We start from the raw sequence: 16,407 nt of genomic DNA, 5'->3' as shown, positions 1-16,407 counted from the left end.
TCCTTGGGTCTCGCCTCTATCAGGCTGCCGCTTGCAGCGTTCAAATCGATTTCCGACCCGAATCATTCCTTATCCAGGCTCACCGTGGTTCATTCGTTTGTTGCTTTGCTGTAACACCGATGACGTTGGGCATCGGATTAGTATCATTTTTTTCTTTTCGCAATGCGTAGCAATGAATGCCATATCCTAAAAACGCCAGCACCACGGTCGACAGCATCACGGTCACTGTTGCCAGCAATGGCTGGCTGATATAGGCCGATACCAACATACTGGCAACAAAACATAACCCGAGCTGAAGCGTATTTTGCAGCGCGGCTGCTTTACCGGTGTTAGCTGGAAAAGGCATTAATGCATTCGCTACGATAATAGGGTAGCAGGCACCATTCACCAGCGCCATTATGCAGAATGGAATAAGTAAGGTCAGCAGCGTCGGCGTGGTTAACGTTGCTATCAGATAAAGTGCAATCATGCTGATTGCATATCCCGCCAACAGCCACGGCAGCAAGGTATTACCCTTGATTCGGGAAAGAGCACTGCGACAACCAAATCCACCTAACAGGAAGGCCAGGGTCTGGGGGACATAACTTAATCCGATGACATTCGGGCTATAACCCATATCACCCAGAATAAAAGGTGAACCGGTTAACCAGGCAAAGAAACCGGCACTACAGGCAGCAAACATCATCACGTTGCCACTGAATGTTGCCGACTTAAGCAACTGCCAGAAACTGATGTTGGTGCTAATGCGTGCAGCATTATCTTGTGCGGTTTTTTTGCGTTCGTTCAACCGCGCCGTTGGGATCAATAGCAGCAACGTAACGGCCAGTAGCACTACAAAAATTGAACGCCAACTGAAGTGGTTTAATAACCAGGCACCCAGTAGCGGAGCTAACGCGGGAGAGAGTGCTACGAGCGGCATAATGGTGGCAAACACGCGATTGGCCTTGCCATCGCGATAACGGTCTACCACTAACGCCTGCCAACTTACAGCAGCAGAACACACCCCTACCGCCTGAATAAAGCGGAGTACCAATAATTGTGTCGCATTTTCAACCCATAAAATCCCCAGACAACCGATGGCAAATAACGCCAAACCGGCTAACAGTACCGGTTTACGGCCTAACTTATCCGATACGGGTCCCCAGATAAGCTGAGCGATAGCAAAACCGGCGAGGAAGATACTTAAGCTGGCACTGATGGCGCCGGCAGACGTTTGAAGCTCTTGTTGCATTGCGCCAAAAGCGGGTAGATACATGTCAGTGGCCAAATAGCCCAACATACTCAGACCGGCCAGATAGAACATAAAACCAGACGACGTTTTCATTCTTTATTTCTCTTTATATCCTTGGTCTTTGAAACCGCAGAGGTGTTAGCAGCGGCTCCAATGACGTTGGCTAAATTATAATTTTTGCAGGCAAAACTTCTGTTATAGAAAATTAATTGCGGAGGGCATTCTATCCGCTGCGATATTCTGTTGTGAAACGGTAATATTTGCACCATGCTATTAAAAAATTTGATAGCAAATTGGTGATGTAAAAAGGTGAAAAACTATGTGGTCTGAATATTCACTGGATGTGGTGGACGCAGTAGCCCGTACTGGGAGTTTCAGTGCTGCTGCTCAAGAATTGCACCGCGTACCGTCTGCGATTAGTTATACGGTGCGCCAGTTGGAAGAGTGGTTGGCCGTTCCGTTGTTTGAACGACGTCATCGCGATGTGGAATTAACCGAAGCTGGCGTGGTTTTTATTAAAGATGCGCGAGATGTTATCAAAAAAATGAATGACACACGCCGTCAGTGTCAACAGGTGGCGAATGGTTGGCGTGGGCAGTTAAATATAGTAATAGATAAAATTGTTAAACCACAGCGTAGTCGCCGTTTAGTGTTGGATTTTTACCGACATTTTCCTGATATTGAACTGCGGGTACGCTATGAAGTATTCAACGGTGTGTGGGATGCGCTGGTGGATGGGCAGGCGGAAATGGCCATTGGTGCGACCCGCGCGATCCCGGTCGGTGGGCGGTTCATCTTTCGCGATATGGGCTTTTTAAGCTGGCATTGTGTGGTGAGTGTCGATCATCCTTTAGCCCAATTAACCGAGCCACTTAGCGATAATCAGTTACGGCCTTATCCCTCACTTTGCCTGGAAGATACCGCCCGTAATTTACCTAAACGTGACACCTGGACTTTAGCAAACCAGCAGCGATTGGTCGCCCCGGACTGGGCAACGGGAATCGATTGCCTGTGTGCAGGATTGTGCATCGGGATGGTGCCGGCACACATGGTATCGCCGTTGATTGAGCAAGGGAAGCTAGCGGCACTGACGCTGGCTGAACCGTTGCCCGATAGTCCATGTTGCTTGACCTGGGAGCAGAACAACCATTCACCAGCATTGGCCTGGCTGCTGGAATATCTAGGTGACAGTGTCACACTTAATACCGAATGGTTGAAAGATGACAGTGAGTTATCAATCAATGACTGAGGATTAATGAGGCAAGATTAGCCGCCGGTAGAGCTAAACACTACCGGCAGGAGAGGATTAACGGCGATAATCGAGGAACGGGCCATCAGCGACAGAACGGCGCTCAATCAGTTTAGGGTGTACCTCAATGGTCTGCGAATCTTCACGTTTGCTGACAATACGGTCAAGTAACATGGCAAAGGCCGTTTCGCCCAAGCGCTCTTTGGGCTGGTGAATAGTGGTTAGCGCCGGCGAGAAATAGCGCGCATTACGCACATTATCATACCCGATCACCGAAATATCTTGTGGTACCCGTAGGCCCAACTCATCAGCAGCACATATCGCGCCCATGGCCATAATATCGCCGCCACAGAACACCGCCGTTGGGCGATGTTTTTGTGTCAGGATTTGATGCATCGCTTTATAACCGGATTCCGGTTCAAAATCCCCTTGGACCACCCACTCATCACGCAGGGTAATATTTGCTTCTTCCAGTGCTTTCAGGAAGCCCTGGTGGCGGCCACCACCGGTATTACGGGCTAACTGGCCGGGGATAGCCCCAATGTCACGATGACCGCGCTCAATCAGGTAACGGCCCGCCAAATAGCCGCCTTCAAAAGCGTTATCAATAATCGAGTCAGTAAAATCACCCCGTGCGGTTCCCCAATCCATGACGACCATTGGGATATTGCGATATTCTTCCAACATCCCGAGTAGCTGCTCAGGATATTCTGAACACATCACCAGCAACCCATCGACACGTTTTTGTGCCAACATCGCCAGATAAGCTTTTTGCTTGTCCAGATTATTATGAGAATTACATAAAATCAGGGTATAACCTTTGCTATAACAACTATTTTCGACCGCTTCGATCACTTCGGCAAAATAGGGCGCTTCGCTGGATGTTGCCAGTAAACCAATTGATTTAGTGTGATTAACTTTCAAACTGCGGGCTACAGCGCTGGGTGAATAATGCAGTTCTTTAATGGCAGCCCACACCGCAGCCTTGGTATTCTCGGCGACGAAACGAGTTTTGTTGATAACGTGCGAAACGGTGGTGGTGGACACACCCGCGTGTTTGGCCACATCTTTAATCGTTGCCATAAAAAGAATGACTCCTAAGCTTACCGGTTACAGTAGGGTAAGTATTATGTTAATCGTTTGCCTGCATAACCCGAAAACCGCTCAGACAAAAACACGATATTAGGCTGGGAAGTTAAATCAGCTGATTGTCTGAGAGTATTTATTGGACGTTATTAGTCGGTATGCAGTTATGAACTGCGAATTTTGGCTGATCTGGAGGAAAAGTGAAAGGGGTAATCAAAGTTATAAAGTGCGTAATGAGCACAAGATTTTTTTTCTGAACTGTGGGAAAATAATTTAACACACTAACTATGTGCCTTTTCCCTACTACAAACTAACCGGCTAAGGAGTTTTTATGGATACCAATCTGAAAATGTCGCTGATTACGACTGTTGGTGCGCTGGCGATGATTATTGTCTTTAGCTTCGTGGCGGTAATGAATTAATTAAACCGCTTGCCGGTGTGAAGTGATAAGTAGGGCGGGTTAATCCCGCCCTTAATTATTTTTACGCGTAATGCGACGATGGGTTGTCACTCTTCTTGCCGTATCAGGCTAAATTTTTCTCAACGAAAGACCAGTTAACCAGTGCCCAGAAGTTTTCCAGGTATTTTGGCCGCGCATTGCGGTAATCAATATAGTAAGCATGTTCCCACACATCTACGGTTAACACTGGTTTATCGTTGGTGGTCAGTGGAGTTGCTGCATTAGACGTACTGACAATCGCCAGTGTGCCATCTGCTTTTTTAACCAGCCAGGTCCAGCCCGCACCAAAGTTTTTTACTGCCGCATCAGTAAATTGTGCTTTAAATTCAGCAAAAGAACCAAATGATTGATTAATGGCATCGGCAACTTTGCCCGTAGGTTCGCCGCCGCCGTTAGGTGACAGGCAGTGCCAGTAGAAGGTGTGGTTCCAGACTTGGGCCGCATTATTAAAGATCCCGCCATTAGCGGTTTTTACAATCTCTTCCAGCGTCTTACCCGCAAACTCAGTGTCTTTAATCAAGTTATTGAGATTAACCACATAGGTGTTGTGATGCTTGCCGTAGTGGTATTCCAGCGTTTCAGCTGAGATGTGGGGCTCTAGCGCATTTTGCGCATAGGGTAATGCCGGTAATTCAAAAGACATCGCTCTCTCCTTTCGGGGTTGCTCAGGGTGTTTGCTCCTCAAATCACATCAATTGCCACGGGCAGTGAGGTGGCGAAGAGCGGTTAAAGCTTAATTGTTGTATTTTTGTTGTGGGTATTAATCTTAACAACTTTCAACAGGAATGACAGATATAACCATACTATTTGATGGGTTATTGTATCACCGTTATGCCATGGGGATAACAAGTGCAGGGGCGTTATTGTGCCATCAGCACCCGGTAGGACAACCGGGCGCAAACTGAAGTCTTAGCGGATGGTTTTCGGTGTGACCACACGGCGTGCGCCAACGTAATGATCCTGCCAGTAGTCATTGTCCAGCATACTGATACGAATTTCTTCACCAGTGCGTGGGGACTGAATGAACTTACCGTTACCCAGATAGACGCCTACATGGTCGGCGACGCCACGGTTGGCAATATTGAAGAACACTAAATCTCCGCTCTCCAGCTCAGCACGTTTGACGGGGGCGGCGTCACGCAAGTGATACATCTCGTTCGCGGTACGCGGCATTTTTATTCTGATCACGTCTTTATAGGCGTAATAGATAAGCCCGCTGCAATCAAATCCGGTATTAGGAGAGGTGCCACCCCAACGATAAGGTTTACCGACTTGCTTCATCAGTTTGCTCATCGCGGTCTGTTTGGCGTGTTGATAGCGTTTTTTATGCGCTGGACTGAGCTTGATTTTACTATTAGCGACTAATTCGGTAGCCGCTTTGCCTTGGGTTTTATTTCTGTGTCGGCCATAAGCGACTCTTTCTGTTTTTTTACCTGCAGTCACTTTTTTATTGGCTGCAGTTTTAATATTGGTTTTTTTCGTATTGCTGGTTTTTTTTGTAGCGATTTTACTGACTTCCTGCGTTTTCTTTTTAATGGTTTTAGTCGTGCCGGCGGCAATTTTCTTTTTATCGCTGCTGGTTGCTGTTTTATTGGTAGTCACTTTGCTGGTAGGGGTTTTATTGCTGGCTACTTTTACTTTTTTGGTACTTTTATCTGCTTTACGTTTTTTACGATCATCAGGGCTGGCCTGGCTGACCTGTCCTTTCTTCTGCTCAGCAGACACATGAGCCTGCGGCGACGCATGCGCCAGATTTAAAAATAGCTGGGTAAACAGCAGCACAAACAGCGTAAATATTAAACGCATAATAACGCTACCAACCTTGCCCTGAGATGAATATGAAGAGTCACAGTATTGCCGAAACTCACGATATAAAAAAGCAGAGAGCGACAGGATCTTAATCGATATTGTGAGAAAACATTAATGGCTTAGATATTGTCGCTTTTTCACACGTCTAATGGACTTAAATCAACCATACGTCAACGAGTTATCTCTTTCCTACTTGAAGCCGCAGGGGGAATCCCATAAAGAAGATAATAGTGAAGTGATGGGATCAAAAATGTTATTCTAAATGCACATATTTGTAGCTGACAATATAACCATTCGTCCACGGAGTAAAGCCCCTGCAAAAGATGGCGTTTTATTCCAGTGGTAACAGTCGCTACAATAGGCCGGACGCAATAATAAAACAGCCCTAATGGATAGGTTCTAAGTATTGTAGCCACTATATGGCTTGAGGAAGCAAGAAATGACGACGATTGATAAAATCCAGCGCCAGATAGCAGAAAACCCAATCCTGCTTTATATGAAGGGTTCACCAAAGTTACCTAACTGCGGTTTCTCGGCTCAGGCTGTGCAGGCGCTGTCTGCCTGTGGCGAACGCTTTGCTTATGTTGATATCCTGCAAAACCCGGATATTCGTGCGGAACTGCCAAAATATGCTAACTGGCCAACCTTCCCACAATTGTGGGTTGATGGTGAATTGGTCGGCGGTTGCGACATTTTGATGGAAATGTATCAGCGTGGCGAACTACAACAGTTGTTGAAAGAAACCGCTGACAAATACCGTGCACAAGAAGAAAAGCCTGCCGCAGAATAGGGCATGTGTGTTTTCTGTGACAAAAATAAAAAGGTGGCCTTTGGGCCACCTTTTTTGAACGTAAAATTGTTGCGTCTTCTCTCATGAACAATCTTATTTCGTGAACACTGCGCTATTCGGATTCCCCCGCCGGTATAGGCCAGCCACCCAGTTTTTTCCAGCGGTTGACCAGTTCACAGAATAATTTTGCCGTTTGCATGGTGTCATACAATGCGGAGTGCGCCTGACTACTATCAAACGGAATACCTGCCGTCAGGCAGGCTTTCGCCAGCACAGTTTGCCCCAGCACCAGCCCACTGAGCGCCGCAGTATCAAAGGTTGCAAATGGGTGGAACGGGTTACGTTTCAAACTGGCGCGTTCAGCAGCAGCCATCACGAAGCTGTGATCAAAATTGGCGTTGTGTGCCACGATAATAGCTCGGTTACAACCTTGATCTTTCAGCCCTTTACGCACGGCTTTAAAGATGGCGTGCAAAGCATCGTATTCACTCACAGCACCACGCAAAGGGTTGGTTGGGTCAATGCCATTAAATGCCAGTGCTTCTGGTTGCAGATTGGCACCCTCAAATGGTTCTACATGGAAATGCAGCGTTTCATCGGGTAATAACCAACCATCCTTGTTCATCTGCAAGGTTACGGCAGCAATTTCTAATAATGCATCGGTTTGCGCATTAAAACCGGCGGTTTCCACATCAATTACAACGGGGTAATACCCACGAAAACGGCCACTTAGGGCGTTAAGATCACTTTTATCTGCCATCAGTTTCTTATCTTCATCGAATTCAGCGCGCATTATGTCAAATTTTAGCGCGGGATGCAGGGGGATATCGCGATGAGAAAAAAGGCACCTTAGGTGCCTTTGCGCTAATCAGTTGCCAAGGCCGTGTCCGGCGCTCTTATTCTCGATTAACTCGATTTTGTAACCGTCGGGATCTTCGACAAAAGCAATAATAGTATTACCGCCTTTTACCGGGCCGGCTTCACGGGTCACATTCCCACCCGCCTGACGAATTTGATCGCAGGTAGCGGCAACATCATCCACGCCCAGCGCCAGGTGACCAAATGCAGTCCCCATGTCGTAACTGTTCACGTCCCAGTTATAGGTCAGCTCAATCACTGAACCTTCACTTTCATCGCTATAACCGACGAAAGCCAGCGAGTATTTATACTCCGTGTTTTCGCTGGTACGCAGTAAACGCATCCCTAATACCTTGGTGTAAAAATCGATAGAGCGTTGCAGGTCACCAACGCGGATCATGGTATGGAGTAAGCGCTTCATAATACCTCTTTATAATCAACAGTTTAAAGTCTTAAAATCATTATAAATCAAAACTGATTCATAATCATATAGTAATATCATCCCGCTCTCTACCATGACTCTTCTGATATTTGGTTATCATTATGGCGGGATTGTCCCTGGAAAGGGGGGAGTAAATTGACTTTTTTTGTGACATTATGTCAGTACACTATTCTGATTCAGTAAAATATCTGTATTATCCCGTGGTTAGTCGTAGGAATTTTATGGATACTATTCTTATGAAAATGGACTCTTTAGTTGTAGCGATAGCAGAAGCTTTATTTAATTTATTGGTAAGCCTATTTTCTTTTTTATTTTCGATAATACTCTTCGTGGTTGAAGCAATTTATTCTTTAACCTAGGGTGCTAAATGGATACGTAGATTAATCACAGTAGGCGTATTGAGGGCTATTGCGGGTATTATCGTGTTTTTTGCCATCATGTGAAGATCAATTTAATCGACTCTCCCGCTATGCGTTCTTGTGGTTAATCATCTGCATGTTAAGTAATATCATTAAAAAACAATCTGTTAATTTATAGTTGAGTACCGTCACTTCTGAAATATCAGTTTGATGCCTAGCAGCGCCATGACCAAACCACCAATACGGTCAAAATATATTTTGAAACGCATATAATAGTTTCTTGGTACCGGGGCTGACAGGACACAAGCGACGATTGCGTACCAAATGAGGTCAATCAAGAATGCCAGAACAGGTAACACAATATACATCCAGCCCACGATATTCTGAGTAAGGATTGCGGCAAATATGCCGCCAAAAACCAATGCTGTATTGGGATTACTAATTTGTGTAATAAGCCCGATATAAAACGAACGAGACAGACTTGTTTGTCCGCCAACCTCGGGTTCAAATTTTATTGCTTTTTTAGGCGCGAAAAACATTTTAAAGGCTAAATAAATGAGATAAAAACCGCCGCCGATTTTAAGTGACATATATAGCCAAGGTACGGTGAGTAGCAAAGATTGCAAACCAAGCAGAGCGACCAAGGCAAAGAATGCACACCCGGTGCCCATGCCTAAAGCAACGGCTAAACCATTTTTAAGTGAGGATGACATTGCCGTTCGCGCAACAAGGATGAAACTCGGCCCTGGAGACATAGCCCCTAAAGCTATCACTCCACTGATGGTTAAAACAGAAATAATAGTGCTGTCCATTTTATCCTCCCTGTAAGTATTCCTCTGTTTCTACTCGTCATTTTTTACAAAATCAATGGCTTTATCTTGTTTCCAAAGAATTCGAAATGAATCACTAAATACCTAAGTCGATAGCGGGGGTTGTATTACATCATCCGTAGTGGGGGCAATTGCGCCATTTTTTGTGTTATCTCACCTGTAGCCATAAACAAAACAGCCAGTCAGAGGGTTAATCTAACTGGCTGTTATTCAATGATTTAATTTACGGACTAATCACAGAGTTGGGTAGTCGGTATAACCTTTTGCGCCACCGCCATAGAAGGTATCACCATCTGGTTCATTCAACGGAGCCTGTTGTCGCAGGCGGGTTACCAGATCCGGGTTAGAAATATAGCTACGGCCAAAGGCGACGGCATCAATAAACCCTTTATCAATGAGCTCTTCAGCTTTTTCAGCCGTGTATGCACCGGCACCCACAATCACACCTTTGAATTTGGCGCGGACGGCATCACGGAATGCGTCGGAGTAAGGCTTACCACCCGCCCAGTCGGGTTCCGACATGTGCAGATAAGCAATATGACGTTTGTTCAACTCGTCAATGAGGTACAACGCAGCCTCTTCCTGATCCTCGCCATTATCCAAGCCGTTGAATGGCCCCAATGGTGAAATACGAATACCAATATGTTCAGCGCCCCATTCGGCTACTGTTGCATCAACCACTTCCAATGTCAGACGGGTACGGTTTTCAATACTACCGCCGTATTGGTCGGTACGTTGATTGGATGCCGGAGACATAAATTGATGCAGCAGGTAGCCGTGGGCTGCATGCAATTCAATATAGTCAAAGCCAGCTTCACGGGCATTCGCTGTTGCCTGACGGAAATCATTAATGATGCCAGGGATCTCTTCTGTTTCCAGGGCGCGTGGGGTGGAGCAGGGAACGCGTACCCAGGCTCCCGTTTCATCGCGCACGGTGGTGCGGGTATCCGCGGCAATGGCTGAAGGTGCTACCGGCGCTTGCTGACCTGGCTGCAAACTGTTGTGCGAGATACGGCCGACATGCCATAACTGTACAGCAATATGTCCACCGTCTTCATGCACCGCCTGCGTGATTTTTTTCCAGGCGTTTAACTGTTCCTGAGTGTGTAACCCTGGAGCACCCGCATAGCCTTTCGCCTGGAAAGAAATCTGGGTGGCTTCGGTAATAATCAAACCGGCGCTGGCCCGTTGACGGTAATATTCAGCCATCAGAGGAGTTGGAATATCACCTGGCTCAATGCTGCGCAAGCGCGTTAGCGGAGCCATAAATACGCGGTTTGGCAATGTGAGCGCGCCAACTTTCAAAGGGGAGAACAGTTTAGCAGTCTTCATGGTGCGTCCTATATTAATAGACCAGTCAACTAGTAACTGGGTAAATTCTGAAAAACAAAAGTGTTAGCTTCAGAATCATTGGATTATGGGGTTGGTTGTAGAATCAGTTCGATACTTTCTAGCGCACAGGTCAGCGGAGCAACCGATCGTTTCACTTTAGCCCGCAGTGAAGCACCGAGCCACAAGGCATACAGTGTTTCAGCGGTTGCCGCCGGTGAGAGCGTAATGCGCAGCGAGCCCTCAGCAATACCGGCTTCAATGGCATCTTGCAACCGACCAATCACACGGGCAGTGCCGATATCCAATGCATGACGCATAGGTTCGGATAAGTCACTTACCTCTGCTGATAGTTTAACCGCCAGACAAGCATTGTGGCATTCACTGCCACAATAGTTAGCAATAGCTTGAGCAAAATAGTGCAACAAATGGTGGCGCATATCACCTTGTGAATGGGTGAGCAGGCTTTCCATTTCAGCGTCGTAACGATCAAAATAACGCTGTAGCATCGCTTCACCAAAAACTTCTTTAGAACGGAAATAGTGATAAAACGAGCCTTTCGGTATGCCTGCCGTGGTCAGTAACAGGCTGAGACCCATACCATTAAAGCCAAGACGCAGGCTAAGGCTCTCACCGGTTGCTAACAGATGTTCACGGGTGTCTATGTGTGTGTGCTGTATTTTGTTCATGTCGCAGAGCGTAATAGACCAATCGGTCTAGGTCAAGAAAAAAATGCCAGCGGAGGGAAACACTGGCATCAAGCTCACTATCAGGTATTAACTCTTTACGGACTTTTTTGACTAATTCTTTCGCCCTGAGTTCGGCATTTCTGTAGTAAATCTAGTTCTGATTGGTATTCAGTGGTTTGAATATTCATCATGCCCAATAAGGTATGAAACAGATTATCTTGTGATATTTCATCATGTTGTGCACTGGAGGATAAGCACTGACGGTCAATGCCATAGTTTTTTGTATATTCAGGTGATAGCCACATTAGAAATGGTATATGTGTCTGCTGACTTGGGGCGAACATATAAGGGGTACCGTGCAAATACATGCCATTTTCGCCTAATGATTCACCGTGATCAGAGAGATAGACCAGCGCAGTGTTAAAGTTATTATTGTGTTGTTGCAATAACTTAATGGTGTTACCCAACATCGCATCGGTATAAAGAATAGAGTTATCGTAGGTGTTTACCAATTCCTGTGGGGTGCAATCCTGAATTTGGTTGCTATCACAGGTAGGGGAAAACTGGCGAATTTCTGGGGTTGAACGGCGATAATAAGCCGGCCCGTGGCTGCCCATTTGGTGTAAGACAATGACACCGTCACCTTGTAGCCCATTAATATAATTATCTAATTTATACAGTAATGCGTTATCTAAACAGACCCCGTTCTCGCAATCGGTGGTGAGCTGCAATTGGGTAACATCCTGATGTGGGATGCGATCGCAGGCACCTTTACAACCCCCGTCATTTTCGCGCCATAAGACATTCAAGCCAGCGTGGGCAAGAATATCCATTAAGCCCTCCTGATGACTGGCGAGGGTGGCATCATAATTTTTGCGCGCCATATTCGAGAACATACAAGGTACCGACACCGCAGTTTCAGTCCCGCAGGATGATGCTTTGCTGAAATAGGTAACATCTTGTTTTTTCAGGTTCGGGTTGGTTTCTCGCTCATAACCGCCCAGGGAGAAATTCTCTGCACGGGCAGTTTCACCGACCACGAGAATGACCAGCGTTTTCTTTTGTTGCCCACTAATCAATGGGCCTTTATGGGCATCTTCACCGAGTGTTACCAGTGGCAGATTACGGGTGAAATATTTGTGTTTAGTGAATTGAAAACTGCCACTGACAAAGTTGGATGGAGTTAACATTTTAACGATGTTTTTATTATTACGAATCAACGATGCATAATCTTTATAAAACAGGGCAGCAACCAACAGAATAATCACTGCTGATATCAAAATATTTGCTGCGCGCAGCCCCAACATATACCACCATGGGCGGCTGACCCGAATACGGGCAAAGCAGACCAGGGTCGCAGGAATAATACCTGCCACCAGTAGCCATAGGGTCATACGGGGAGTGAAAAGAGCGGCCGCCTCTTGTGAGTTGGTTTCAAAGGCATTTTGCATCATATTGGCGTCAATGACGGCACCATAACTAAACATAAAATAGTTTGCCGCCGCGCTGCCCAACAGCAATAGAATAATGATTGGCTTATGCAGAAAGGGCACAGCTAACAGGCTAAATATGATGTTCAGTGCACAAAATATCACCACCGGAATTGTCGCGGCGAAGAAGTAACTGTCACTGCTGTCAAAATGGATCAGCGACCAGGCTTTCGCAATAAACAGTGCGTTATGACCCAGAGTGAAAAAGAGTGCACTGGCCAGGATAAAACTCAGGCTATTACACCGTAACTTATATCGAACATTCATTGTGAAAATGGAATCCTACAGTTCACTAATTACCTGAATGGTATCGAATGAAACTTAAGATAACCTTAGCGGTTAAGGGCCGCGCCTCGGCGCTGATAGCGGATTTTTACAACCGTAAACAAATTGGACTTGCCAGCCGCGGTGAAGCAGTCTTCAATTAAGGTATCAGCCGCAGGAGGCAGCGTGTCTCAGCAACTTGAGTTTTTCGACATTCCCAGTCCGTGCCGTGGCATCTGCCAATCAGATGACCGTGGCTTTTGTCGTGGCTGTCTGCGTAGCAGGGATGAGCGCTTTAATTGGATGAAAATGAGTGACCCGCAGAAACGGGATGTATTGCGTTTATGCCGCCAACGCCTAATGCGCTTGCAGCGTGGTAACAAACAAGTCGATGAGCCGTTACCAGAACAACCTTCCTTATTCTAATTCGCGCTTAATCGGTCTTAAACTTTACCATTTCTGGCTATTTTACCGCTAAGCCCCCGTTTGACCTTTAATTGATGGTTCAGGGAGGATTTAACCTTACCGCCGGTTGTGTATGCTTATAGGTAGATAAACAGATGAGGTAGCTAATAATGGATACACGTAGCCAACTGGCTCCGCTTGGACCTGAATTTTCACGTATGATTTGCGGTTATTGGCGGCTGATGGAATGGGGCATGACGCCTGAGCAGTTGTTGGTTTTTATCGAGCAACACATTGAGTTGGGTATTACTACGGCGGATCATGCTGATATTTACGGCGGTTATCAGTGTGAACAAGCATTTGGCCAAGCCTTACGGCTTAAACCGTCCTTGCGTGACCAACTGGAGCTGGTGAGTAAATGTGGCATTGCCACCACGGCTAAACCGGAACATGCGTTGGGGCACTACATTACGGATAGTTCACATATCATTGCAAGTGCTGAGCAATCATTGGCCCATTTGCACACTGATTATCTTGATTTACTGCTGATTCACCGCCCGGACCCGTTGATGGATGCCGATGAGGTGGCAGAAGCCTTCACCCAACTGCACAAAAGCGGCAAAGTAAAACATTTCGGTGTGTCAAACTTTACCCCTGCGCAATTCAATTTACTGCAATCACGCCTGCCATTCTCGCTGGTAACGAATCAGGTAGAGATTTCCCCGCTACATCAGCCTGCTATTGTGGATGGTACGCTCGATGCTTGCCAGCAACTGCGTATCAAACCCATGGCATGGTCTTGTCTTGGTGGTGGTAGGTTGTTCAGCGACCCGGAGTACCAGGCATTACGTGATGAGTTACAGGCGGTAGCTGACGAAATCGGTGCAGCAAGCATTGAGCAAGTGGTTTATGCCTGGGTGCTACGTTTGCCGTCAGCGCCGCTGCCGATTATTGGTTCTGGCAAGATAGAGCGGGTTAAAGCCGCATGGGCATCACTCTCCTTGACGATGACGCGCCAGCAGTGGTTCCGCATTCGTCGTGCTGCACTGGGTTATGACGTGCCTTAAGCTTCTTTTCTGCGCCAGTAAGCCTCAGGCTGGCGCAGTTTTGCTTTCCTCAGCAGGAGGGGCCAGTTGCAGTTGTGTCAGTGAGCAATATAATCGCCAAATCAGCCCCGCCAGTTCCCGCCCAGAGGCATCGGGGTATTGAGCCAAAATAGCACTCATTCGTTGTAACTCCTGCAATGTTGTGAGTAACGAACTGGGTTGCACACCTTTTTCGGTCATACACCCCTTCAGGCAGTGAATACAAACGTCCCGTACTGCTGACAAGGGTGCAGAGGTGGTTTGCCAATCACGTAATTGCCAGACCACATGGCTACAATTGAGCAATACCATCCCCCAACGCAGCAGCCACAGGCGAGCTGACTGATCTTTACTGAGATTGAGTTGGTTAATTCGATGGTAAATCAGTGATTCGAATTGATTCTGGCTCTGTTGTGGATGGCTACTGATTTGATCAATGAAATCGCGGCGGAGCATCCGAATGATACGTCGACTTTTGCGTTTATCAGAACTGGGGCGCAATAGCTGAAAAGCAACACCAGCTAACATTACGCCGACTAATTTACCAATATTATCATTAAGGAACTCTTGATAATCATAGCTCGGCGGGTTGGTTACACTTAGGAAAGAACCCATAAAGACAATCAATTGTCCCCACAATGAAGCATAGGCCGGATGCTGTAGTTTCATCATCTGCATGGTGATTAAAATGGGGAACAGTACGGCAGCAAATTGCCAGAAATCATCAATCTGTACCATCACACCAAACTTAAGAATAAAACAGCCGATAGAAAGCAGAACAATGGCTTTCAATAGTGTAGCAATACTGTCGGTTGGCGACGGGGTTGCGGAGTAGAGCACGCAACTTACCGCGGCCAATGCCAGTGCAGCACTGCCCGAACTCCACTGCGTATTTATCCAAAATGCACAACCAATAACAATACACACGAAGGTTCGCAGCCCATTATAGGCGGCCTCATAGGTATCGGTATGGCGAGCCAGCGCGGTTACTGGTGGCGGTTGTGGCAGGTCGCTGGCAGATTCTTTATCCAACTGTGTCAGCCAACGATTCACTTGCAAATATAACCAACAAAAATGCTGTAATCGTAACCAGAAGGCGCGGTGTCGATAGTCGAACTCATCATGCGGGGCGATTTGTTGCAGTATTTTGGCCAATTGATATTTATCGCAATCGGGTCGCTGTAGTGTTTGTAGCAACTGTGACAGAACTGGTGTCAGGTTCTCCGGTGGCGTTGGCCAGTTAAGTAACATGCGTCGTAAACTGGTAATTACACTGGTTATACGTAATTGACGATGCAAAATAAAATTCAAGACGTTATTTTGCCGCCGCAAGCGGTAATGGCTCCAAAAGGCCTGGATCCGCAGTACATTCATGGTCAGGATCTGGCCAATTACCCCTTCATGTGAGGCACGTAGCTGGGGGTTATGATCGGTTTGCCACAATAACTCGGCATGTTCCAGTAAGCGAGATTGCATGCGGCGCAGTGAGGTCAGTAATGCTTCGCCGTCGGAGGTGCTCGGCATCAGCATCATCATCAGGCCACCACAAAGAATACCGGTAATTACTTCACACACTCGGGCTTGCGCGATATCAAAAATTTGCTGGGTGCCAGCGGTGTTGACCGTAGAAAAGGCAATAATCGCGGTGGTATAACCGGCTAACGCAAACGCATAAGAAACATTATTTTGATAGTGATTGGAGACAAAAGTACAAAGGGCAATCCAGGCTGCAATGGCAAAGGTAAACAGCCAGGGGTCATTTAGGCAATGGCCGGCAATTACCACGGATGCGGCCGCCCCCAGTAAGCTGCCGATGATGCGACCAATACTCTTGCTGATGACCCCGCCGACGGTGGGGAAACTCACCACCGCAGCGGAGGTCATTGCCCAGTAAGGCTCATCTAAATTCAGCGCAAAGGCAATCCACAGTGATAAGCACATTGCCAATGAATTACGCAATGCATAACGCCACTGACCGGTATTGGCTTTACCCCATGGGGTCTGGTGCCACAGGGGGAAGGAGATACGCAT

General features: G+C 46.8%; 16 protein-coding genes. 5 read left to right on the top strand and 11 right to left on the bottom strand.

The genetic code is table 11. The features are described 5' to 3' along the window. Positions 1 to 79 precede the first annotated feature (79 nt). Positions 80 to 1,324: a purine nucleoside transporter PunC gene (punC, locus tag Q2T72_RS11970; protein WP_083158733.1), complete on the bottom strand. Its 1,245-nt coding sequence runs from the start codon at positions 1,322 to 1,324 to the stop codon at positions 80 to 82. Positions 1,325 to 1,550: 226 nt separating this feature from the next. Here punC and punR point away from each other — a divergent pair, with 226 nt between their 5' ends. Next, entirely contained in the window at positions 1,551 to 2,480 is a 930-nt protein-coding gene (gene punR / locus Q2T72_RS11965) for a DNA-binding transcriptional activator PunR (RefSeq protein ID WP_083158734.1), read from the top strand. A gap of 57 nt (positions 2,481 to 2,537) precedes the next feature. On the opposite strand, the gene purR is transcribed toward punR, so the two are convergent. Next, on the bottom strand, positions 2,538 to 3,563 hold the full coding sequence (gene purR / locus Q2T72_RS11960; protein WP_083158735.1) for an HTH-type transcriptional repressor PurR: 1,026 nt from the start codon (positions 3,561 to 3,563) through the stop codon (positions 2,538 to 2,540). A 334-nt stretch (positions 3,564 to 3,897) separates the two neighbouring features. Between purR and Q2T72_RS11955 the strand changes: the two genes are divergently transcribed. Continuing rightward, positions 3,898 to 3,987 carry a YnhF family membrane protein gene (locus Q2T72_RS11955; protein WP_019079325.1) on the top strand — a complete coding sequence of 30 codons (90 nt, stop codon included), beginning with the start codon at positions 3,898 to 3,900 and terminating at the stop codon, positions 3,985 to 3,987. A gap of 103 nt (positions 3,988 to 4,090) precedes the next feature. Here the strand turns inward: Q2T72_RS11955 and sodB are convergent, their stop codons facing one another. Both sodB and Q2T72_RS11945 read right to left on the bottom strand, forming a co-directional pair. Beyond that, on the bottom strand, positions 4,091 to 4,669 hold the full coding sequence (gene sodB / locus Q2T72_RS11950; RefSeq protein ID WP_083158736.1) for a superoxide dismutase [Fe]: 579 nt from the start codon (positions 4,667 to 4,669) through the stop codon (positions 4,091 to 4,093). Positions 4,670 to 4,935: 266 nt separating this feature from the next. Then, positions 4,936 to 5,832, bottom strand: a complete 897-nt coding sequence (locus tag Q2T72_RS11945) for a C40 family peptidase (RefSeq protein WP_083158737.1) — start codon at positions 5,830 to 5,832, stop codon at positions 4,936 to 4,938. Positions 5,833 to 6,274: 442 nt separating this feature from the next. Between Q2T72_RS11945 and Q2T72_RS11940 the strand changes: the two genes are divergently transcribed. After that, positions 6,275 to 6,625 carry a Grx4 family monothiol glutaredoxin gene (locus tag Q2T72_RS11940; RefSeq protein WP_083158738.1) on the top strand — a complete coding sequence of 117 codons (351 nt, stop codon included), beginning with the start codon at positions 6,275 to 6,277 and terminating at the stop codon, positions 6,623 to 6,625. A 112-nt stretch (positions 6,626 to 6,737) separates the two neighbouring features. Here Q2T72_RS11940 and rnt read toward each other — a convergent pair whose 3' ends face one another. The 6 genes from rnt to eptA form a co-directional block, all read right to left on the bottom strand. Next, the gene (gene rnt / locus Q2T72_RS11935) at positions 6,738 to 7,418 is read right to left on the bottom strand and encodes a ribonuclease T (RefSeq protein ID WP_193784653.1); all 681 of its coding nucleotides are present in this window, start codon (positions 7,416 to 7,418) and stop codon (positions 6,738 to 6,740) included. A gap of 75 nt (positions 7,419 to 7,493) precedes the next feature. Next, positions 7,494 to 7,904 (bottom strand): lactoylglutathione lyase, encoded by a 411-nt coding sequence (gene gloA, locus Q2T72_RS11930; RefSeq protein WP_005184478.1) that lies wholly within the window; start codon positions 7,902 to 7,904, stop codon positions 7,494 to 7,496. Positions 7,905 to 8,472: 568 nt separating this feature from the next. Beyond that, entirely contained in the window at positions 8,473 to 9,096 is a 624-nt protein-coding gene (locus Q2T72_RS11925; protein WP_083158739.1) for a LysE family translocator, read from the bottom strand. A 252-nt stretch (positions 9,097 to 9,348) separates the two neighbouring features. Further along, positions 9,349 to 10,446 (bottom strand): alkene reductase, encoded by a 1,098-nt coding sequence (locus tag Q2T72_RS11920; protein ID WP_372569227.1) that lies wholly within the window; start codon positions 10,444 to 10,446, stop codon positions 9,349 to 9,351. Positions 10,447 to 10,529: 83 nt separating this feature from the next. Then, complete coding sequence (locus Q2T72_RS11915) at positions 10,530 to 11,132, bottom strand: TetR/AcrR family transcriptional regulator (RefSeq protein WP_083158741.1); 603 nt, start codon at positions 11,130 to 11,132, stop codon at positions 10,530 to 10,532. A 95-nt stretch (positions 11,133 to 11,227) separates the two neighbouring features. Further along, positions 11,228 to 12,889 carry a phosphoethanolamine transferase EptA gene (eptA, locus tag Q2T72_RS11910; protein WP_083158742.1) on the bottom strand — a complete coding sequence of 554 codons (1,662 nt, stop codon included), beginning with the start codon at positions 12,887 to 12,889 and terminating at the stop codon, positions 11,228 to 11,230. A 183-nt stretch (positions 12,890 to 13,072) separates the two neighbouring features. On the opposite strand from eptA, the gene Q2T72_RS11905 reads away from it, so the two are divergent. Then, entirely contained in the window at positions 13,073 to 13,312 is a 240-nt protein-coding gene (locus Q2T72_RS11905; protein ID WP_083158743.1) for a DUF1289 domain-containing protein, read from the top strand. 149 nt (positions 13,313 to 13,461) lie between these two features. Further along, positions 13,462 to 14,358, top strand: a complete 897-nt coding sequence (locus Q2T72_RS11900; RefSeq protein ID WP_083158744.1) for an aldo/keto reductase family oxidoreductase — start codon at positions 13,462 to 13,464, stop codon at positions 14,356 to 14,358. Between the two features lie 24 nt (positions 14,359 to 14,382). Here Q2T72_RS11900 and Q2T72_RS11895 read toward each other — a convergent pair whose 3' ends face one another. Continuing rightward, complete coding sequence (locus tag Q2T72_RS11895) at positions 14,383 to 16,407, bottom strand: FUSC family protein (protein ID WP_372569226.1); 2,025 nt, start codon at positions 16,405 to 16,407, stop codon at positions 14,383 to 14,385.

The sequence above is a fragment of the Yersinia sp. 2466 StPb PI genome, from assembly GCF_041538325.1.
In the GTDB taxonomy this organism is placed as follows: Bacteria; Pseudomonadota; Gammaproteobacteria; order Enterobacterales; family Enterobacteriaceae; genus Yersinia; species Yersinia enterocolitica_E.
This window is presented reverse-complemented; position numbering and strand designations above follow the sequence as displayed.